General features: G+C 67.7%; 20 protein-coding genes. 11 read left to right on the top strand and 9 right to left on the bottom strand.

Features of this window, described 5'->3' with window-relative positions; genetic code table 11:
* Positions 1-20: 20 nt before the first annotated feature.
* Both QHF83_RS17790 and QHF83_RS17785 read right to left on the bottom strand, forming a co-directional pair.
* The gene (locus QHF83_RS17790) at positions 21-854 is read right to left on the bottom strand and encodes a hypothetical protein (protein WP_282419046.1); all 834 of its coding nucleotides are present in this window, start codon (positions 852-854) and stop codon (positions 21-23) included.
* Positions 855-897: 43 nt separating this feature from the next.
* Positions 898-1,470 carry a hypothetical protein gene (locus QHF83_RS17785; protein ID WP_282419045.1) on the bottom strand — a complete coding sequence of 191 codons (573 nt, stop codon included), beginning with the start codon at positions 1,468-1,470 and terminating at the stop codon, positions 898-900.
* Between the two features lie 98 nt (positions 1,471-1,568).
* On the opposite strand from QHF83_RS17785, the gene QHF83_RS17780 reads away from it, so the two are divergent.
* Positions 1,569-2,096, top strand: coding sequence for a hypothetical protein (locus tag QHF83_RS17780; protein WP_282419044.1), 528 nt, complete (start codon positions 1,569-1,571; stop codon positions 2,094-2,096).
* A gap of 91 nt (positions 2,097-2,187) precedes the next feature.
* Here the strand turns inward: QHF83_RS17780 and QHF83_RS17775 are convergent, their stop codons facing one another.
* Positions 2,188-2,589, bottom strand: a complete 402-nt coding sequence (locus QHF83_RS17775; RefSeq protein ID WP_282419043.1) for a hypothetical protein — start codon at positions 2,587-2,589, stop codon at positions 2,188-2,190.
* A gap of 32 nt (positions 2,590-2,621) precedes the next feature.
* Positions 2,622-2,870: a hypothetical protein gene (locus QHF83_RS17770; RefSeq protein ID WP_282419042.1), complete on the bottom strand. Its 249-nt coding sequence runs from the start codon at positions 2,868-2,870 to the stop codon at positions 2,622-2,624.
* Positions 2,871-3,204: 334 nt separating this feature from the next.
* On the opposite strand from QHF83_RS17770, the gene QHF83_RS17765 reads away from it, so the two are divergent.
* The 8 genes from QHF83_RS17765 (at position 3,205) to QHF83_RS17730 (ending at position 6,517) form a co-directional block, all read left to right on the top strand.
* Positions 3,205-3,366, top strand: a complete 162-nt coding sequence (locus QHF83_RS17765) for a hypothetical protein (RefSeq protein ID WP_282419041.1) — start codon at positions 3,205-3,207, stop codon at positions 3,364-3,366.
* Positions 3,367-3,368: 2 nt separating this feature from the next.
* Complete coding sequence (locus tag QHF83_RS17760) at positions 3,369-4,229, top strand: hypothetical protein (RefSeq protein WP_282419040.1); 861 nt, start codon at positions 3,369-3,371, stop codon at positions 4,227-4,229.
* A complete protein-coding gene (locus tag QHF83_RS17755; RefSeq protein ID WP_282419039.1) occupies positions 4,226-4,588 on the top strand; it encodes a helix-turn-helix transcriptional regulator in 363 nt (120 codons plus the stop codon). The genes QHF83_RS17760 and QHF83_RS17755 overlap by 4 nt, the downstream gene beginning before the upstream one ends.
* Positions 4,589-4,591: 3 nt before the next feature.
* Positions 4,592-4,792 carry a hypothetical protein gene (locus tag QHF83_RS17750; protein ID WP_282419038.1) on the top strand — a complete coding sequence of 67 codons (201 nt, stop codon included), beginning with the start codon at positions 4,592-4,594 and terminating at the stop codon, positions 4,790-4,792.
* Positions 4,789-5,046, top strand: coding sequence for a hypothetical protein (locus QHF83_RS17745; protein ID WP_282419037.1), 258 nt, complete (start codon positions 4,789-4,791; stop codon positions 5,044-5,046). The genes QHF83_RS17750 and QHF83_RS17745 overlap by 4 nt, the downstream gene beginning before the upstream one ends.
* Before the next feature lie 83 nt (positions 5,047-5,129).
* Entirely contained in the window at positions 5,130-5,405 is a 276-nt protein-coding gene (locus tag QHF83_RS17740) for a hypothetical protein (RefSeq protein ID WP_282419036.1), read from the top strand.
* Complete coding sequence (locus QHF83_RS17735; RefSeq protein WP_282419035.1) at positions 5,402-5,773, top strand: hypothetical protein; 372 nt, start codon at positions 5,402-5,404, stop codon at positions 5,771-5,773. Before QHF83_RS17740 ends, QHF83_RS17735 begins: the two co-directional genes overlap by 4 nt.
* A 384-nt stretch (positions 5,774-6,157) precedes the next feature.
* Positions 6,158-6,517 carry a hypothetical protein gene (locus QHF83_RS17730; protein WP_282419034.1) on the top strand — a complete coding sequence of 120 codons (360 nt, stop codon included), beginning with the start codon at positions 6,158-6,160 and terminating at the stop codon, positions 6,515-6,517.
* A gap of 48 nt (positions 6,518-6,565) precedes the next feature.
* Here the strand turns inward: QHF83_RS17730 and QHF83_RS17725 are convergent, their stop codons facing one another.
* The 3 genes from QHF83_RS17725 to QHF83_RS17715 form a co-directional block, all read right to left on the bottom strand.
* Positions 6,566-7,450 (bottom strand): site-specific integrase, encoded by an 885-nt coding sequence (locus tag QHF83_RS17725; protein WP_282419033.1) that lies wholly within the window; start codon positions 7,448-7,450, stop codon positions 6,566-6,568.
* Between the two features lie 1,000 nt (positions 7,451-8,450).
* Positions 8,451-9,173, bottom strand: a complete 723-nt coding sequence (locus tag QHF83_RS17720; RefSeq protein WP_282419032.1) for a hypothetical protein — start codon at positions 9,171-9,173, stop codon at positions 8,451-8,453.
* A 64-nt stretch (positions 9,174-9,237) separates the two neighbouring features.
* Complete coding sequence (locus QHF83_RS17715; protein WP_282419031.1) at positions 9,238-10,812, bottom strand: flavohemoglobin expression-modulating QEGLA motif protein; 1,575 nt, start codon at positions 10,810-10,812, stop codon at positions 9,238-9,240.
* Between the two features lie 146 nt (positions 10,813-10,958).
* Between QHF83_RS17715 and QHF83_RS17710 the strand changes: the two genes are divergently transcribed.
* Positions 10,959-11,972 (top strand): AAA family ATPase, encoded by a 1,014-nt coding sequence (locus QHF83_RS17710; protein ID WP_282419030.1) that lies wholly within the window; start codon positions 10,959-10,961, stop codon positions 11,970-11,972.
* A 48-nt stretch (positions 11,973-12,020) separates the two neighbouring features.
* On the opposite strand, the gene QHF83_RS17705 is transcribed toward QHF83_RS17710, so the two are convergent.
* Positions 12,021-12,572 (bottom strand): histidine phosphatase family protein, encoded by a 552-nt coding sequence (locus QHF83_RS17705; RefSeq protein WP_282419029.1) that lies wholly within the window; start codon positions 12,570-12,572, stop codon positions 12,021-12,023.
* Positions 12,573-12,802: 230 nt separating this feature from the next.
* Between QHF83_RS17705 and QHF83_RS17700 the strand changes: the two genes are divergently transcribed.
* On the top strand, positions 12,803-13,423 hold the full coding sequence (locus tag QHF83_RS17700; protein ID WP_282419028.1) for a hypothetical protein: 621 nt from the start codon (positions 12,803-12,805) through the stop codon (positions 13,421-13,423).
* Between the two features lie 77 nt (positions 13,424-13,500).
* Here the strand turns inward: QHF83_RS17700 and QHF83_RS17695 are convergent, their stop codons facing one another.
* Positions 13,501-14,901: a hypothetical protein gene (locus tag QHF83_RS17695; RefSeq protein WP_282419027.1), complete on the bottom strand. Its 1,401-nt coding sequence runs from the start codon at positions 14,899-14,901 to the stop codon at positions 13,501-13,503.
* Between the last annotated feature and the right edge of the window lie 171 nt (positions 14,902-15,072).

The raw sequence follows: 15,072 nt of genomic DNA, 5'->3' as shown, positions 1-15,072 counted from the left end.
GCTCCCGCTGGTAGCCCTGGTCAGTCGACGACGTGGCAGATGAGGGCGCCTTCGAACTTGTGGTCCGCGCCGGTCTTGTTCTCGACTTCGATGATGATGTCCTGCGACACCTGCGCGGTGTCGCCCACGAGCGTCACGTCCATCGCGTCGGGCGAGAACAGAACGCCCGGGAGGGTTCCAGCGGCGATGAACTGGCTCTTGTTCCCCACCTTCACGTCGCGAATACGCCACCACTGCGAGTTTTCGATGACGAGTCGGTAGGGCTTCGCCATCATCTGCGGCCGTGCGGTGACGAGCATCGTTTGGTTGGCGAGAACGTCGCCGTTCGAGCTGATCGGCAGCGGGATTTTGCGGTACTTCTCGCGCCCGACCTCCTCGACCCTCGCAGGCGTGCCAACGGGGCGCGTCGCGGGCGCCTGCTGCGCGCGCGCTAGCTGGGCCTTCAACGCGGCGTTCTGCTGCTGCAGCGCGCGGGTTTGCGCCTGCTGCGCCGCGAGCTGCTGCTGCTGTGCCTGCTGCGCCGCGAGCTGCTGCTGCGGGTTCGCGCGCATGGGAAAGCGCAGCTGCCGGGGCACGGGCGCGCCCGTGAAGATGACGGATTCGTCGAAATACGGAGCTCCGTACGGAGCTCCGACGAGGATGTCCGGGCCGCCGACGGCCACGTTGCCCCAGCCGGACGTTTGAACGAGGTTTGTCAGCGCGGCAATGTCGGGGTCGACGACGGGCGCACCGACGAAAATCTCCGGACCCGCCGTGCTCACAGGCTGGAGCACCTGATCGAGGAACGGGTCGCCGCCCATCACGATGTCACCGCCCGCCGAAACGTAAGGGTAGTTCTCATCCGGGTAAAACATCGACGTTCTCCTGTAGAAACGCGCAGACCCGCGCGCCGGGGGTTCAGACCTGGCCCGCCATGCCCATCAGTTCGGCTTGGGTAACGGGTTCGTTGATGTACGGCTCATGCGCCCTGCCCGCGGGCAGGGCAGGACCGCCGACGCTCGGCAGCATCCCGGCCGCGACGGGTTGCGACACGAGCTGTTGGGACTGGGACTGGGACTTCTCCTGCCGCATCTCTGCACCCATCGACGCGCCGAGCGTGTGGGCGTAGGCCGCCGCGGCGCCGTTGCCGAGGTTGTGGAGCTGCCTCGCGAGGATGCGGTCGAAATCTCCTTCCTTCGTCGGCGAAGCCTTGAAGTCGAGGTAGAGCCCGACCCCGTGAAAAGCGACGGTGGCCCAGAGCTCGACGGGCACCTTGAGGAGCTTTTTCTCGCCGTAATAGCCCCTGATGAAGCCGAACGTGTAGGCGACGCCAGCGATTTCCAGGGCCGCAAGCACCTCCAGGCCAACCTGCTTGCTCGTCGCATCGGCAGCGGCAATTCGGTTCTTGAGCCGGTTGACCTGGTCCTTGGTCTTCGCCTTCACCGATTCATAGAACCTCTCCATTCGTCCCTTGTCGATCTGCGCTGCCATGGGTGTAACGGTACGGGCTGGCCGGGCGGCGTCGAGACCCCACCGACCGTGATTCATTCGCTCGGCTCCAAACGAATCGCTCTGGTACCCTTTCAACCGTGCGCAATATCAACGAGTTAGGGGCTCTGAACGTCAAACGTTGGTTCACCCGTTCGCAAGCGGCGAAGGCGCTCGGCATCGGCCTCACGGCGTGGCTCACGCTCGAACGGAGGGGCCTCGTCACGCCTGTGCCGGTCTCGCAGGCTCGCGGCTTCAAAGGCCGCCCCGGCGGGGGCAAACAACCGCTTGTCGTCATCCGCGCCGAGGACGTCGCGCGCATGAAAGATGCCGAGCTCGTCAAGCGCATGTCGAACGGTCAGCTTGCGGGCGCCGCGTTCGAGATGTTCGAGAAGGGCAAGTCCGTTGTCGATGTCGTCATCGCGCTTCGTCTTCCGCCCGAGCGCGCGGAAGAGCTGCACGAGGCCTGGAGGCGTGCGCGTGGCGGCGTGCTTCTGCCACTCGCGTGCGCGGAGAAGATGCGCGAGCTCGGGTTCGATGTGACGGACGAGGGCACGTTTGTCGCCGCCGTAGATAGGCTCATGGCGGCCGCGCGCGCGGGCTTTCGCCTGAGCGCGCGGGTTGGATGAGTATCAACGCGCAATTGTCAAGCGCCCATATTCGTAGTCATTCGCCCGCGCGGCGTAGTCAGTGCGCCACGGTGTCAGGCTCGGCTGTCGGCTAATTGCCAAAGGGCGCGTAGTCGTGTTCGGCGAGGAGCTCGTCGACGTCGAACCCTGCGAACGGCTCCGCGACGAAGAGGTGGGCTTGATGGGCGAGGAGCTCGTCTTGCTCGGGCGTCAGGCAAAGGTTCGGGTCGTTCGCCTCGTGCTCGAGCAGCTCCTCGTGGGAGTAGCCCTCGGCGACGAGCTGCCGGAGCGGGTCGGCCTCGCCAAGGACGGCGAGCAGGTCGGCAGCGGCGGCGCTCGTCGAGCTCTGCTCGTCTGCGTTGCTCACCGCCTCCTGCCTCGTCTCATCCGGCGGCGCAGCCTTGAGCGGAGGCGCGGCCTCGGACGCGGCCGGCTCCGGCGGTGGGGGCGGCGTCTTCGACGAGTCGTCCCGCTCCTCCAGAATCTCCGCCACGCGGGGGGGGAGCGGTGCGTCTTGCTCCGCGCTCATCTCCCGCCCGCCTTCGCGTGGCTCGCTCCTGCCGCTTGCCCGTCGAACGCTTGTTGCATGATGGGAATGAGGTTCGGCAGGTCTTCCCGCGGAACGCCCGCGTCATGCGCAACCGACCCCGCGGCCATGGCCAGAACGGACACCGCGAGCGCGGGCGGCAGGCCCATCGCAACCTGTCGCATCATGAGGTTATAGGCGTGCGCGGCATGCTGCTTCTCTTGCTCCGTAAAGACCTGCTGGGCCATGAGGCACCTCCACCATCGAGCGTACTGCGATTGCGCGCCCGCGTGCGGATGTAGGCGCAAGACGAATTATGTAGTCAACCATTGGCGAACCACGAGCCCTGTGCTGTAACGAGTGCGTGCGTCGAATTCGAGGAGTCGTGTTTCGCTCGGCTCGTATGCGATGCGGCCGGCGCGGTCCTGCTGGCGTACGGTGCGCGGAGCCTTGGGCCCACCGTGGGCTACACGGACGCGGCGCTTTGTGCTGGACCCGTTGGGAGCGCAGACAATGAAGGCAGGAGAGCCCACGCGGCTCACGAACGACCCTGTCCTTGAACTGCACGTCGCGCTCTCGCGCATGACGAAGCCCGTCGAGGTGTTCGACGACGATTATTCTCGTGTGACAAACGCGCTGCGCGAGGTGCTCTCGGGCCTGCCCGCCGCCCGACGTCGCCGACTCATCGGCGAGATAGGCCTGAGCCTTCTGCAACAACTCATCGAACGCGAAAAGGTCGGCTGATCGTGAGCGATAACGTCTTTCTTTGGCTCGGGCCCGTGAGCACGGACATCGTCGCTCCTGCGATGCCCGCGGGATGGGTCGTCCGGACGTACAACCGTGGAGCGAACGATGGCACGAACTCCGACGCGTTCCGCGCGTGGGCGGTCGGACTCGGGCCGAACGCCTTGGCGAGACTCGCGCCAGACGCTCCCCGCATCGTCATCGGGGGCTTCTCGGCGGCCCACGGTGCCATCGAAATCCTGCTCGGCCAGGCCGCGTGGGCGCGTGACCCGCGGGTAATCGGGCTCCTTGCGCTCGATGCGTATTACAGCGCTTGGGGCGTGAGTACGCCGAAGCCAGGCTATCTGGCCTGGCTTCGGCTTGCGCTCGAGCGCGGCCTACCAGCCTGGCTCACGACGTCGACGCACGAGGGCTACCGGAAATTTGGGAGCACGCGGGCCGAGCACCCGAGCGCGACGGAGTCTATCCGCCCCCTAGCCTCGGCCCTCGGCCTGGAGAATGTCGGCCCCGAGGCGCCGCCGGCCCTGCGTGACGTCGAGGGTGTGCCCGCGCCCGTCGCCGCGCATAGCCGAGGTTCCGTCCTCTGGCTCGACTACGGGAATCGCCTCAAACATGGCGACCATGCGCACAAGCTCGCCCGGCCGGCTCTTCGAGGCGGGCCGTTCCTCCAGGCGACGAGCTTGCCGATTTCGGCGAGCAGCGCCCGCGCGAACATCGCGCCGACCCCATCCCCCGGCCCAATGCCGGCCCCTGCGCCTGCGCCGGTCCCGAGCTCGTCGTCGGGCGGCGGGGGCGGGCTCGCGCTCGGTATCGCTCTCGCCGGGGGGTTCCTCACCTGGATGTGGTCGCGGAGAAAAGGGTGAATGTCGAGGCGATTCGCAAGGCGATGAGCGAGCGAGGGTTCTCGCAGGCTCGTCTGGCTCGCCGACTTGGGGTCAACCGTTCCACGGTCAATAGGTGGCTTACAGGAGAGCGGACGCTCGACCCTTCTGCAGCGGCAACGGTCGCCACGCTTCTGGGCGTCGAGCTCGGAGACGCGCCCACGCACGAGCCCACGGTGCGAACCGTGCGCGAGCTGCGCCAGCGCGTCGCGGACCTGGAGGCGGCATTTGAGGAACGTTCTGCCGAGTGCGAACGGCTCCGCCGCGAGATGGCAGATCTGTCCGCTCGGCATGAGGCGCTCAGGGCGGGCATCACGCGACTTGCAGAGCTTGGGAGGTGAGCTGTGGACACGTGGGAAACAATCGAGACGGTCGCTTTTCTCGGCAAGCTGTTCGTCAAGTACAAGCGGGAGCCCACGGCTATCGCCGTCGACCTCCTGAAGGCCGTTGCGGCCGCGGCGACGATGGCCGGCGTCGAGCTCGACGTGATGCTCGATGCCGTGCGTACAGGCGCTGGCAAACGGCCGGGGGTGAGTGGGCGATGACGGCGATTACTGCCGAACTGCTCGCTGTGCTGGGGGAGCGTACGTTCCGCGACGTGGAAGAATTCGTGGCAGAGCTTCGCCCGGTTCTTCAGCGGTACGCCGACAAGTTCGGCACCTCGTCGTGCATGCTCCTTCTTGCAGTCACCATCGGCGCGTTCCACGCGTCGGGCCTGACGGATGCAGACTTTGACGACGCCGTGCGCGCCATCCGCGCGCTTTGCGGTCAGCAACGGACGAAGGGGCCGCCGTCGTGATCTTGTTGCCACTTCATTTCGCTTTTCTGGCCTCTGCCAGCCGAGGACACCAACCCCGGGCCCGTTGGCCCCGAAGGAGACCCATGTCGAAGCACACCATCGCGTTGAACCCCGTCGCCGATGCCAAGGTCAAGCTGCTGCTCGCGCTCGCCGAGGAGAGTGCGACTTGCAGCGGCGCGGCTCTGAAAAAGCAGGCCACGTCGGACATCATCAACGAGGCCACGGCGCGCGGCCTCGACGGCATGCTCAACGAGTCGCTTCGCTCGATGCACATGCCCGTTCCGGTTTGGCCGCGGCCGAGGGAAGCTGGCGTCGTGGCCACTCTGCTGGACGACGATCGCGCGCCGGTGAACCCGTGAGCCCTCACCACACGGACGAGACGGGGCAGCTCGGCGCCGACGAACTCGACGCCCTGGAGGACGTCATGGCGCGGGAGCGGCACGCCGTGGCGTTCTGCACGGGCAGCCTCGGGTTTGCCCTCGCGCAGGCGTTCCTTCCCGTGTCGGCATCGCCCACGCGCTTCGCCGTGCACGTCGCGCTCGCCGTCGTAGGCCTCGTCTCGTCCGTGTGGTTCCTACTCGCCTGGGGCGTGGCCAGGGCGCGGCGCGTCCTCTTGGTCAAGATGATTCGCCGCGAGCAAGCTATCGCGCCCCACGTCGCTCTCATGCGCGCGCGGCAGGCCTCGCGCGGCCTGCCGCGCATCGGGCCTGAAGGACGGGTGTCGTGATGTCGCAAGCGGACGTGCTAGCCTGCGCAACGACCGTCATGCCTGCCTCTTCTCAGGAAAACTCAGTCTTCGCCGAGCACATGCGGTCGCGGCTGCCTGCATGTCCCATGTGCCGCGCCCAAAATTGGCATTTCCACGGCTTGTACATGTGTCCGGCCTTGGAGAAGGACAGCAACGGTACTCTAAAGCCGTTCCCCTCGCGCGTGATGCCTCTGGCGGTGATGACGTGCGGTCAGTGCTGCTTCGTCGCGCAATATGCGTGGAACCTCATCGTCGAGGGTGCTGCAAATGCCCGATAAACGGCTACAAACGTCGGAGCGCGACCACCTAGACGTAGCGGATCCCCTTGAGGAGGCAGAGCAGCCCATACCCGGGCTCACATTCGTGAAGGCGACATACTCGCGCTCGGACGTCAACATCAACCAACGTCAGGTGTTTGACATGACGGCTCATGCTGCTGAGGCACAGATCAAAATCGCGCAGGCTCAGGTGGCTTTGGCACGCGAGCGATACGTTGCGCCGGTACGAACGGCGATGAGGTACCTGGCGGGCATCATCGGCGGCATGCTCGGCTTCATGCTGGCGATCACCGTCATGACGAAGCTTATTGGCCTCGACTCGGCGCTCGCCATCGCCGTGGTCGTCGTGGCTGGTGCAGCGGTCGCGACTCCGGTGAGCATCGCGCTCACGCGACTGCTCAACCTCCTTATGGGCAACCTAACGCCACCCAGTGACAAGACTTGAGCGGGTGCGCTGGCCGAGGGCACCACCACGGGCCTGGTCCGCGCAACCTCAGGGCCCACCGAACGGCAACGGAAGTTTGTCCACCGCCGCCACCTTCGCCCTCTCCCCTCGCCGGTCGTACCGAAGCGTCGTCGTCACGTCGGCATGGCCAGCGAGCTTCTGAATCGCCCCGACGTCCCCGCTCTCGTCGAGCAGGTTCGAGATGAACGTCCGCCGGAAGTCGTGCGGGCTCGCGTGGTCGAGGGCCGCGCGCTCGACGAGCCGCTTGATGATCTTCCCCACGTTCTCCTTCCGCATCGACTTCCCCGCGAGTCGCCTTCCTCGCCGCGCCCCGGCGGGGAAGAGCGGCCCGGTCGCTCGTCCAAGGGTCTTGAGCCACGCATCGACGACCGCCCGGGCGTCCCGAGGCAGCGGCACGCGGCGCTTCTTGTTGCCCTTGCCCCGCACGATGAGCCACAAGCGCCCGTTGTCGTCTTCGACCTCCTCGACCTGGAGCTGCGCCGCCTCGAACCGGCGGATGCCCGCGCAGTACAGGATCACGACGAGCGCCGCATCGCGCCGCGCACGCCAGCGCCGAACGTCCTTGCCCGCCGCGTTGATGAGCGCGCGCACCTCGTGGAGTGCGAGCGCCCGCCCGGCCGGCAGGCTCTCGCCACGGACGCGCTCGACGTCGAGCACGCGCTCGAGCTCCTCGGCGTCGAGCAGGCCGAGGCGCCACGCTGTGCGGAGCGTCTCGCGCACAAAGGAAAGGGTCGTGTTTGCCGTCGTCGGCGCGCCCGCGTCGGCCAGATGCCCGCGTAGCCGCTGGATGTCCTCGTAGCGCAGCTCGTGCCACGGGAACGTCGCGGCGGTCGCCCCTGGTCGGAAGAAGTGCGCCACGCGGTTGAGCCGGCCGCGGACGGTGGCCGCCGACTCTTTGCTGAGCCGGCTCATGTACGTAAGCGCGGGATTCGGTGGGTCCTGCCTGGTGCTTGCGAGCTCTCCAGGCCTCGGCGGTACGAGCGTCATCGTCAGCACGCACCTTACCCTCATGCCACCTGGACACGTTGGTCCGTATGCGCGTTTGCCCACGGACGCGCCGCTTGACTACACAAGACTCACCACTTGTCAACGCCCAACCACGCCGCGTAGACCTACGCAAGCCCACAGCGTGTCCGTCATCACCACACGAGGACACCACTTGCTTGTCAATCCGCCAAGCAGCAATGCCGCTAACACGTTGGTTGCCGCATACATACGCGTTGCAGCATGTCAAGGCGTAGTCAGGTCCAGGAACCATTCCTGCTACGTGCAGGCATCAGCCCGTTGTTGGAACAGGTCTAGTTCCGTGTCCTCGCGCGCGCGTTCTTCTTAGGGATCCGGAGGATTTTCGAAACGCAGCGCAGCGCGCGGGTCTCAGGACTTGATTTCCGGAGGGGAGGCGTGCACCCTCCGAGCATCCCCGCTGAGCCCGTCCAGGCCTCGGTGGGCAGACAGACAAAAAGCTAAACCCCCGAGGCCAGGCCCGCAAAGTCAGGGCCCCGGGGGTCTAGGAGGTCTTTGTGTCGGATTCGACCTGTAACGAAGAGTCTACCGCACCGGCGAGCGGTTCGTCAAGCGCACCCAGCGCGGGCGACGTGGAGGCCGGACAGGATATGTCCCCCCCGGGACCCTTCCGACCGTGGGGGCCGGTGGCGAGGCTGATTCAAGCCCGGTTCAAGGGCACGGTGCAGCTCGTGGCGTTTCAGCTCGCAAGGCACACGCAGAGGGACGGGGTGTGCCACATGACCGGGCCGCTGATGCACACAATTACTGGGTATCACGTGGACACGTGCCGCGATGCGCTCACCCAAATTGTGAAATCGGGACTCGTCTCCGCGAAGAAGACTCGCGACGGGTACGTGTACCGGTGGACCCGAGAGGCCTACACCGGAGGGGGTGTAGGCGCTAAGACTCAGAATACCTGATTCGAGAACCGGAAGAGCAGCATCTTCGGCGCGGCGCTCTCCGGGTCGAGCACGATGACCCCGTCCTGGGCCGCGCTGTTCCGGTGCACCTTGTGCGCGCTCGCCCCGCCCGAGCTGTGGGCAAATACGCTGATCTTCTCGCCGAGCGGGATCACGTCGGCAATCATGTCCGACAGCGTGGGCATGTCGTACGCCGTGAATTCCTCCGCCTGGACCCCGAGGTCGGTCGCATAATCGAGGGAAACTCCGGTATGCCAGCCTTCCTGCCACGCGGGGCCGGGCATCCCGTGCGTGGTCTCGAGGTATCCGACGTTCGGATCCCCGAAGCTCGATTCCACGTTCACCACCATCCGATACGCCTTGCCGTCCATCATGACCTGCACGACCACGTGATCGTCATTCGGCATCGCGCATTGCGTATCGGTCGGCTTCACGATGGCGAGCACCGTTCCGTCCACGCGCCCGAACGCGCTCGTGAGCGCGTCGCCGAACGTGTCGGCGCAATCTTTCGCCTTGTCCACGGTCCCGCCGCCGTCGCCGCCGGCGCCGCCCGTCCCGCCGCCGCCGTCGCCCCCGCTGCCGCCGGCGCCGCCCGTGCCCGTGCCCGTGCTCGACGCGCCCGCGCCGGCCGTGCCGCCCGTCCCGCCGCCTTCTCCACACCCGACGAGCGCGACGCAAAGAAGCACCACGCTCACCCCGTACGTCATCATCCGCGATCTCATGTCCTGTCCTTTTTCCTTGACAGGGCCGCGGCTTCATGCCGTACGACTTGCGCTACAGCGCCATCACCTTGCTGTAGTGCTCGGCGATCGCCGTGGCCCCGAGCCGTGAGAAGAAGGACGAGTAACACATCCAGATCGCGAGCCCGTTCATGTCGTCGAAGAGCGGCGGCAGGTACGGCGGAGGCTTCACGATCCCGTCGGTGACGTGGGCATAGAGCACCGGCACGTCCTCGTGCGCCACCTTCCCCACGAACAAGAACGGGATCAGGGCGGCCTTGTCCTGCTGGATCGCGGCCCGCATGAACGCGTAGTTGAGCACGATCCCCTTGCAGTAACAGGCGTCCTTCGTGAACGGCCCGCCGCCTTCGAGCAGCCCGCCGCGGAAGACGCGACGCGCGTTCTGGAAGCACTCGTCTTCCTCGTAGCCCTCGGTCCGGTACCACTCGAACACGTCGAGGAAGCTCGCGCCGTCCTCGGCCTTGTCCACCGCGAGGATCCGATCGTTCAGCTTCTTCGCGCGCCGCGGCGAGGACCGGAACGTGAAGATCTCGACCAGCGCCGCGAGCCCCTCCTGCACCGCCGTCGTGCGCGGCGGACCCTTGCCGAGCCAGCGCGCCACGGGCTGCGCCTGCCCGTTCAGGTTCGTCGCCACGTGCACCCAGCCCTCGTGCGCCTCGAGGATGTCGATGTCCCGCGTCGAGAACGTCGCGCCGCTCCGGATCTTCACGTAGTCGCTGCCGGCCGCCGCGTCCGCGAGGATCGAGTCGTCCACCTGCACGCGGATCGCCGCGCTCCCGAAGAACCGATCGAAGCGCGCGTTCAGCTCCATCGCCGCCATCTCGGCCGTGATCTCGCGCCGCTCCGGGGGCCCGAGCTTCTCGCCCCCGATCGCCGTGAGCACGTCGTAGAGCACGATCCCCATGTCACGCACGCTCGTCTGACCGTCGGGCAGCTTGTCCTTCGGCGACCCGTAGAGGACCCGCGACAGCTTGTAAAAATCCTTCTTCCCGCGCGCCTTCAGCATACGCACGACGTCGCGGTACTCCGCCGCGGTTTGCCGCAGGATGTGCCCGAGCCTGTCGTTCTTCCCGAGCTCGCGCTCCGCGTCGCGCAGGATCTCCTCGAGCTCGGCGGTCTTCGCGTCCGCGTCGAAGCCGAGGTCGGAGGCGTACGTCACCTTCGGCAGATCACGCTGCTTGCCCCGGAGAAATTGCTCCTCCACCGCCGACTCCCAGCGCAGCGCCTGCAGGATCCGGATCGGCCGCTGCGCCTCCAGCACGCGCTGCGAGAGCTTCGCCAGGATCTCCTTGTACGAGCGCCACGGACCTGCCGCGGGCGGCGGCGGCACCGACGGGATCGGCTCGTCGCGCAGGCTGAGCGACTCGAGTGGCGCCGTCGCGGCGTGCTCGGCGACCTGCCCTTTCGTCGAGCCGTTCCCGTTTCCGTTCCGTTTTCCCGGGCTCGACGGCCGCTCCGGCGGCCGCTCTCGCTCTTTCGAGGGCTCCTCGGCCACGTCCTTGGCCTCCCGGCCCTCTTCCGCCTCGGCGGGGACGAGGGGCGGCGGCGGCACGGCGAACGCGGCGACCTCCCGCGGCTCTTTTTCGCGAGGCTCCTGCTTGGGGGGCATCGCGATGATTGTCACACAGTTGGGCCCGGACGGATCATGGGAAGTTCCGGAAGCCTTGCTCGGGCACGACGCTCGCGGTACGAGGCCAGCGCCGTACGACGCTCAGGGGCTCCGCTCCGCGAGCGGAGCTCGGCCCCCGAACCCCCATGTCCACCGACACGACGACCGACACGGGAGAGGCCGAACTCTCCGACGCCGAGCTGCTCGAAAAGACCGAGGCCGCCGCCAAGCGCCTCCGCACCGCCGTGGCCCAGGCCGTGGTCGGCCAGGACGCGGTCGTCGAATCCATGCTCGTGACCCTGGCCGCGCGCGGCCACGCCCTGCTCGTCGGCGTCCCGGGCCTCGCCAAGACCCTGCTCGTGGCCTCCCTGGCCCGCGCCCTCGACCTCTCGTTCGGCCGCGTCCAGTTCACGCCCGACCTCTTGCCGGCCGACATCACCGGCACCGACGTCCTCCACGAGCAGCACGGAAGCCGCACGCTGCGCTTCATGCCCGGCCCGATCTTCCACAACCTGATCCTGGCCGACGAGATCAACCGCACGCCCCCGAAGACCCAGGCCGCGCTCCTCGAAGCGATGCAGGAGCGCAAGGTCACGGTCGGCGCCGCGACGCACCCGCTCCCGGATCCCTTCCAGGTGTTTGCGACCCGCAATCCGATCGAGCAGGAGGGCACGTACCCCCTGCCCGAGGCCCAGCTCGACCGCTTCCTCCTCGAAATCCACGTCGACTACCCGAGCGAGGAAGAGGAGCGCGAGGTCGCACGCCGCACCACGAGCGGCAAGGCTCCGCAGATCGAGCCCGTCCTCCACGCCGCCGACGTGCGCGCGATCGGCAAGCTCGTCCCGCGCATCCCGGTCACGGACGAGGCCGTCTCCCTGGCCGTCTCGCTCTGCCGGGCCACGCGTCCCACGACGGGCAAGGTCGCGCGCGAGGTCAAGGAGTACGTGCGTTACGGCGCCGGCCCGCGTGGCAGCCAGGCCCTCGTCCTCGCCGCCAAGGCGCGCGCCGCCCTGCGCGGCGAGGCTGCCGCCGACGTCGACGACGTGCGCGCCATGCTCGTGCCCGCGCTCCGCCACCGCATCGTCCTCTCCTACCGCGCCGAGGCCGACGGCGTACGTGACGTCGACGTCCTCGAAGCGGCAGCGAAGAGCTTGCGCTGAGTTCCCCCCTCTCCCGCGAGCGAGAGGGGCCGGGGGTGAAGGCGTCGCTCAGGCCGACGGCTGCTGCGGCGCCGCTTCTTCCAGCGAGATCACGTCGAGCGAGCGCACGACCTCGAGCCCCTTCGGCTGGAGCAAGAACCGGAAGCTCGCCGCGCGCCGGCCGTCCCCGCCCTCGGCGGGCGTGAACCGGATCGCCGCGACCCCGCTCTTCTTGATCCCGGGCCAGGTCACGTCGCCGAGCAGGTTCCGCGCGAGCATCGACAAACTCGGCTCGTGGCCCACGAGCGCGAGCGGCCCGCGTCCGCGATGCGCCTCGATCAGACGCACCAGATCCGCGAGATCCCCGCTCGGCGCGAGCTCCGGCCGCACGAGGATCTCCTCTGCCAGCCCGATCTCGGCCGCGAGGATCTCCGCCGACTGCACCGAGCGCACCAGGCTCGAGGTCCAGATCGCCGTGGGCCTGCGCGACGATCGTTCATCGAGCCAGCGCGCGACCTTTCGCGTCACGCGCCGGCCTTTCGCCGTCAGCCACCTGCCTGCGTCACCGAGCCCGGGAGCGTTCTCCACGGCCTCGCCGTGTCGGAATAGTAGGAGATCCATGACATGTGATCTCTACTCCGTACTGCGAGGTCCTGCACCTTCGCTGTTGACCGAGGGGGGCTCGGGAAATGCCGTCAGGACCTCCGGGGCGATGCGCGGGATCATGTCCAGGGTGACGTGCCTCTCGCGGAGCGCGCGAAATGCACGTGCTTTCTGGGAAAACGCGCTATTCTCCCCCCATGCGGCCGGCCGCCGCGGGTCACGAAGGCACGCGAGCCGGGGAGGAGACGATGTTCTTGAGCTCGTCCGAGGGAAGGGTCGCGGAGTGGTTGGGGGCCGTCTCTGCCTGGGGGGCGCTCCTCGTCGGGGCCTTGTCCGCTCTCGGGTGTGGGGGCGGCCCGCACTATGTCCGCGCCCCGGCGCCGCTGCCTCCTGATCCGGTGGAGGTCGTCGCACCCGCGCCCGAGCCCACGGCCATCTACATCATCGTCAACCAGCCCGAGGGCACCGCGGCGCCCGAGATCGTCACCCAGGACGAGAGCGACTGGATCCCGCGCGAGTTCCCCGCGGAAAACCCCTTCCAGCGCTCGCGCACCTGGGTCGGCGACTACGACTGCGTCCAGGGGAACACCGGCCTCGCGCTCCGCATCGTCGATGTCCGCGGCCGCGTCGTGCGCGCGGTCTTCGACTTCCAGCACGTCCCCTCGGGCGCGGCCGGCTCCTACCTCATCTCGGGCACCTACGAGCCCGAGACCCGCCGCGTGCGCTTCGATCCGAGCCGCTGGATCGTGCAGCCCGAGGATTACGTCATGGTCAGCATGGAAGGCGAAATCGCCACCGACGGCTCGCTCTTCGCCGGCAAGATCACGTTCCCGGGCTGCGGCGCGTTCCACCTCAAGCCCACGCGATAACGAAGCGAAGAAAAGCGAGCGCGCCGGGCCCGCCCTGCCCAAAGCGAGCCCGACGCGCTCCGTTGGTCCTTATTGCATTACCGCAGGATCGCGACGAACGCGTCCGGCCCCTTGCCGCTCATCAGATCACCGGCGCCGAGGTTCATCGTCCCCTCGAACATGCCGGTCAGCGCCACGTGCCCGTCCGGCGTCACGGCGAGGTCGCCGAGACGCTCGTGTTCCTTGCCGCCGAGCCGCTCGCGACGCTCGATGCGCCCTTGCGGGTTCATCCAGGCCACGAACAGGTCCTCTTCACCGGCGCTCGTGAGCTTCTGCCCGCCGAGATCGATCGAGCCCTGGAAATGGCCACCCAGGACGAGACCGCCGCCCTTCACCGGCGCCGCGTAGACCTGCCCGAGCCGCTCGACCGGGAAGACGTCCGCGCGCAGCACCTTGCCCGTGCTGTCGATCAGCACGACCCCGAGCCCCTCGCCCGAGCCGCCCTGCCCGGTGAGCGTCTTGCCGAGGAAATCGATCGACCCCGCCACGCTGCCGACGAGGAACGTCCCGTTCTCGCCGGCATGCATACCGAACCCGAAGAACCCGGTCTTGTTCGGCGCGCCCTTCGACCACAGCACCTTGCCTGTGGAATCGAGGGCGACGATCATTTCGCCGTCCGCCTGTCCGGTGTCCGGCAGCGCGCCCGCGCCCAGGTTCGGCGCGCCCTCGTAATAACCGGACACGAGGATCTGGCCCTTCGCGTCGACCACGAGCGAGCCATCCGATTCGGTCCCCGCCCCGCCGAGCGATTTCGCCCAGCTCACCTTGCCCGTCGGCTCGATCCGCGCGACGAACACGTCCGAGTTTCCGGCGCTCGTCAGGGTTTGTCCGCCGATATCGATCTTCCCGTCGAACGAACCGGACCAGTAGACGCTCCCGTCGGCAGCGAGCACCACCTCGCCGCCGTTCTGCATCATCGCGTCGCCGACGCGCAGCGCGAAACGCAGCTCGCCGTTCGGACCGAGCGAGGCCACGAAGGCGTCGCCGCCGCCGAGGTCCGCGAGCGGCCCGCCGCCGAAATCGATGTTCCCGTCGGCGAGGCCCGAGATCACCACGCCGCCTTGCGGATCGACAGCCATTCCCACGGGCACGTGGCGGCCCGACTCGCCGAATCGCCGCGCGCGCTTGATCTTCCCGTCCTGCCCGAGCCACGCCACGAAGAGGTCGCTCTTCGTCCTCGCTTGCAGCGTCCCGGCGTCGCCGAATCTCACGGAGCCTTCCATCGTCCCGACCAGGACGAGCTCACCCGTCTTGGACGCGCCGATGAACCATCCTGCCTGCCTGCCGTCGGCGCCGAGCGCGTTCGACCACATCGCAGGACCCGAGGCCGCAGGCCCCGTCGAGGTCTCGGTACGGGTTTCATCGTTCTTGCTACAAGCCCCGAGACCGAGAAGAAGCCCCACGCCGAGCGCCACGCCCGCCATCCGTCGTCGTTGCATGCATCCTCCCTATTTCATTCGCCGAACGCGCATGCTTCACGCCTTCGGCCCCCAGCAAAGTAACCCAGACTACAACGACCGAGGGTGAGGAGCACGCGGGAACGGCGCTCGAAACACGAGAATGCCCGGGGCGCAAAACCTGTCTTGTCGGGGGTGGCGTCGATTCCGCCG

Origin of the sequence: Polyangium sp. 15x6 (assembly GCF_029960785.1) — a bacterium.
Taxonomy (GTDB): Bacteria; Myxococcota_A; Polyangia; order Polyangiales; family Polyangiaceae; genus Polyangium.
The sequence above is the reverse complement of the archived record's forward strand: the minus strand, read 5'-3'. Positions and strand labels throughout refer to the sequence as shown.

Excerpts from the sequence above, each read along its gene's own strand:
- QHF83_RS17765 (WP_282419041.1), top strand. The coding sequence starts at position 3,205 with ATGACGAAGCCCGTCGAGGTGTTCGACGACGATTATTCTCGTGTGACA.
- QHF83_RS17725 (WP_282419033.1), bottom strand. The coding sequence starts at position 7,450 with ATGAGCCGGCTCAGCAAAGAGTCGGCGGCCACCGTCCGCGGCCGGCTC.
- QHF83_RS17770 (WP_282419042.1), bottom strand. The coding sequence starts at position 2,870 with ATGGCCCAGCAGGTCTTTACGGAGCAAGAGAAGCAGCATGCCGCGCAC.
- QHF83_RS17700 (WP_282419028.1), top strand. The coding sequence starts at position 12,803 with ATGTTCTTGAGCTCGTCCGAGGGAAGGGTCGCGGAGTGGTTGGGGGCC.
- QHF83_RS17790 (WP_282419046.1), bottom strand. The coding sequence starts at position 854 with ATGTTTTACCCGGATGAGAACTACCCTTACGTTTCGGCGGGCGGTGAC.
- QHF83_RS17785 (WP_282419045.1), bottom strand. The coding sequence starts at position 1,470 with ATGGCAGCGCAGATCGACAAGGGACGAATGGAGAGGTTCTATGAATCG.
- QHF83_RS17695 (WP_282419027.1), bottom strand. The coding sequence starts at position 14,901 with ATGCAACGACGACGGATGGCGGGCGTGGCGCTCGGCGTGGGGCTTCTT.
- QHF83_RS17720 (WP_282419032.1), bottom strand. The coding sequence starts at position 9,173 with ATGATGACGTACGGGGTGAGCGTGGTGCTTCTTTGCGTCGCGCTCGTC.
- QHF83_RS17705 (WP_282419029.1), bottom strand. The coding sequence starts at position 12,572 with ATGGATCTCCTACTATTCCGACACGGCGAGGCCGTGGAGAACGCTCCC.
- QHF83_RS17715 (WP_282419031.1), bottom strand. The coding sequence starts at position 10,812 with ATGCCCCCCAAGCAGGAGCCTCGCGAAAAAGAGCCGCGGGAGGTCGCC.
- QHF83_RS17745 (WP_282419037.1), top strand. The coding sequence starts at position 4,789 with ATGACGGCGATTACTGCCGAACTGCTCGCTGTGCTGGGGGAGCGTACG.
- QHF83_RS17710 (WP_282419030.1), top strand. The coding sequence starts at position 10,959 with ATGTCCACCGACACGACGACCGACACGGGAGAGGCCGAACTCTCCGAC.
- QHF83_RS17740 (WP_282419036.1), top strand. The coding sequence starts at position 5,130 with ATGTCGAAGCACACCATCGCGTTGAACCCCGTCGCCGATGCCAAGGTC.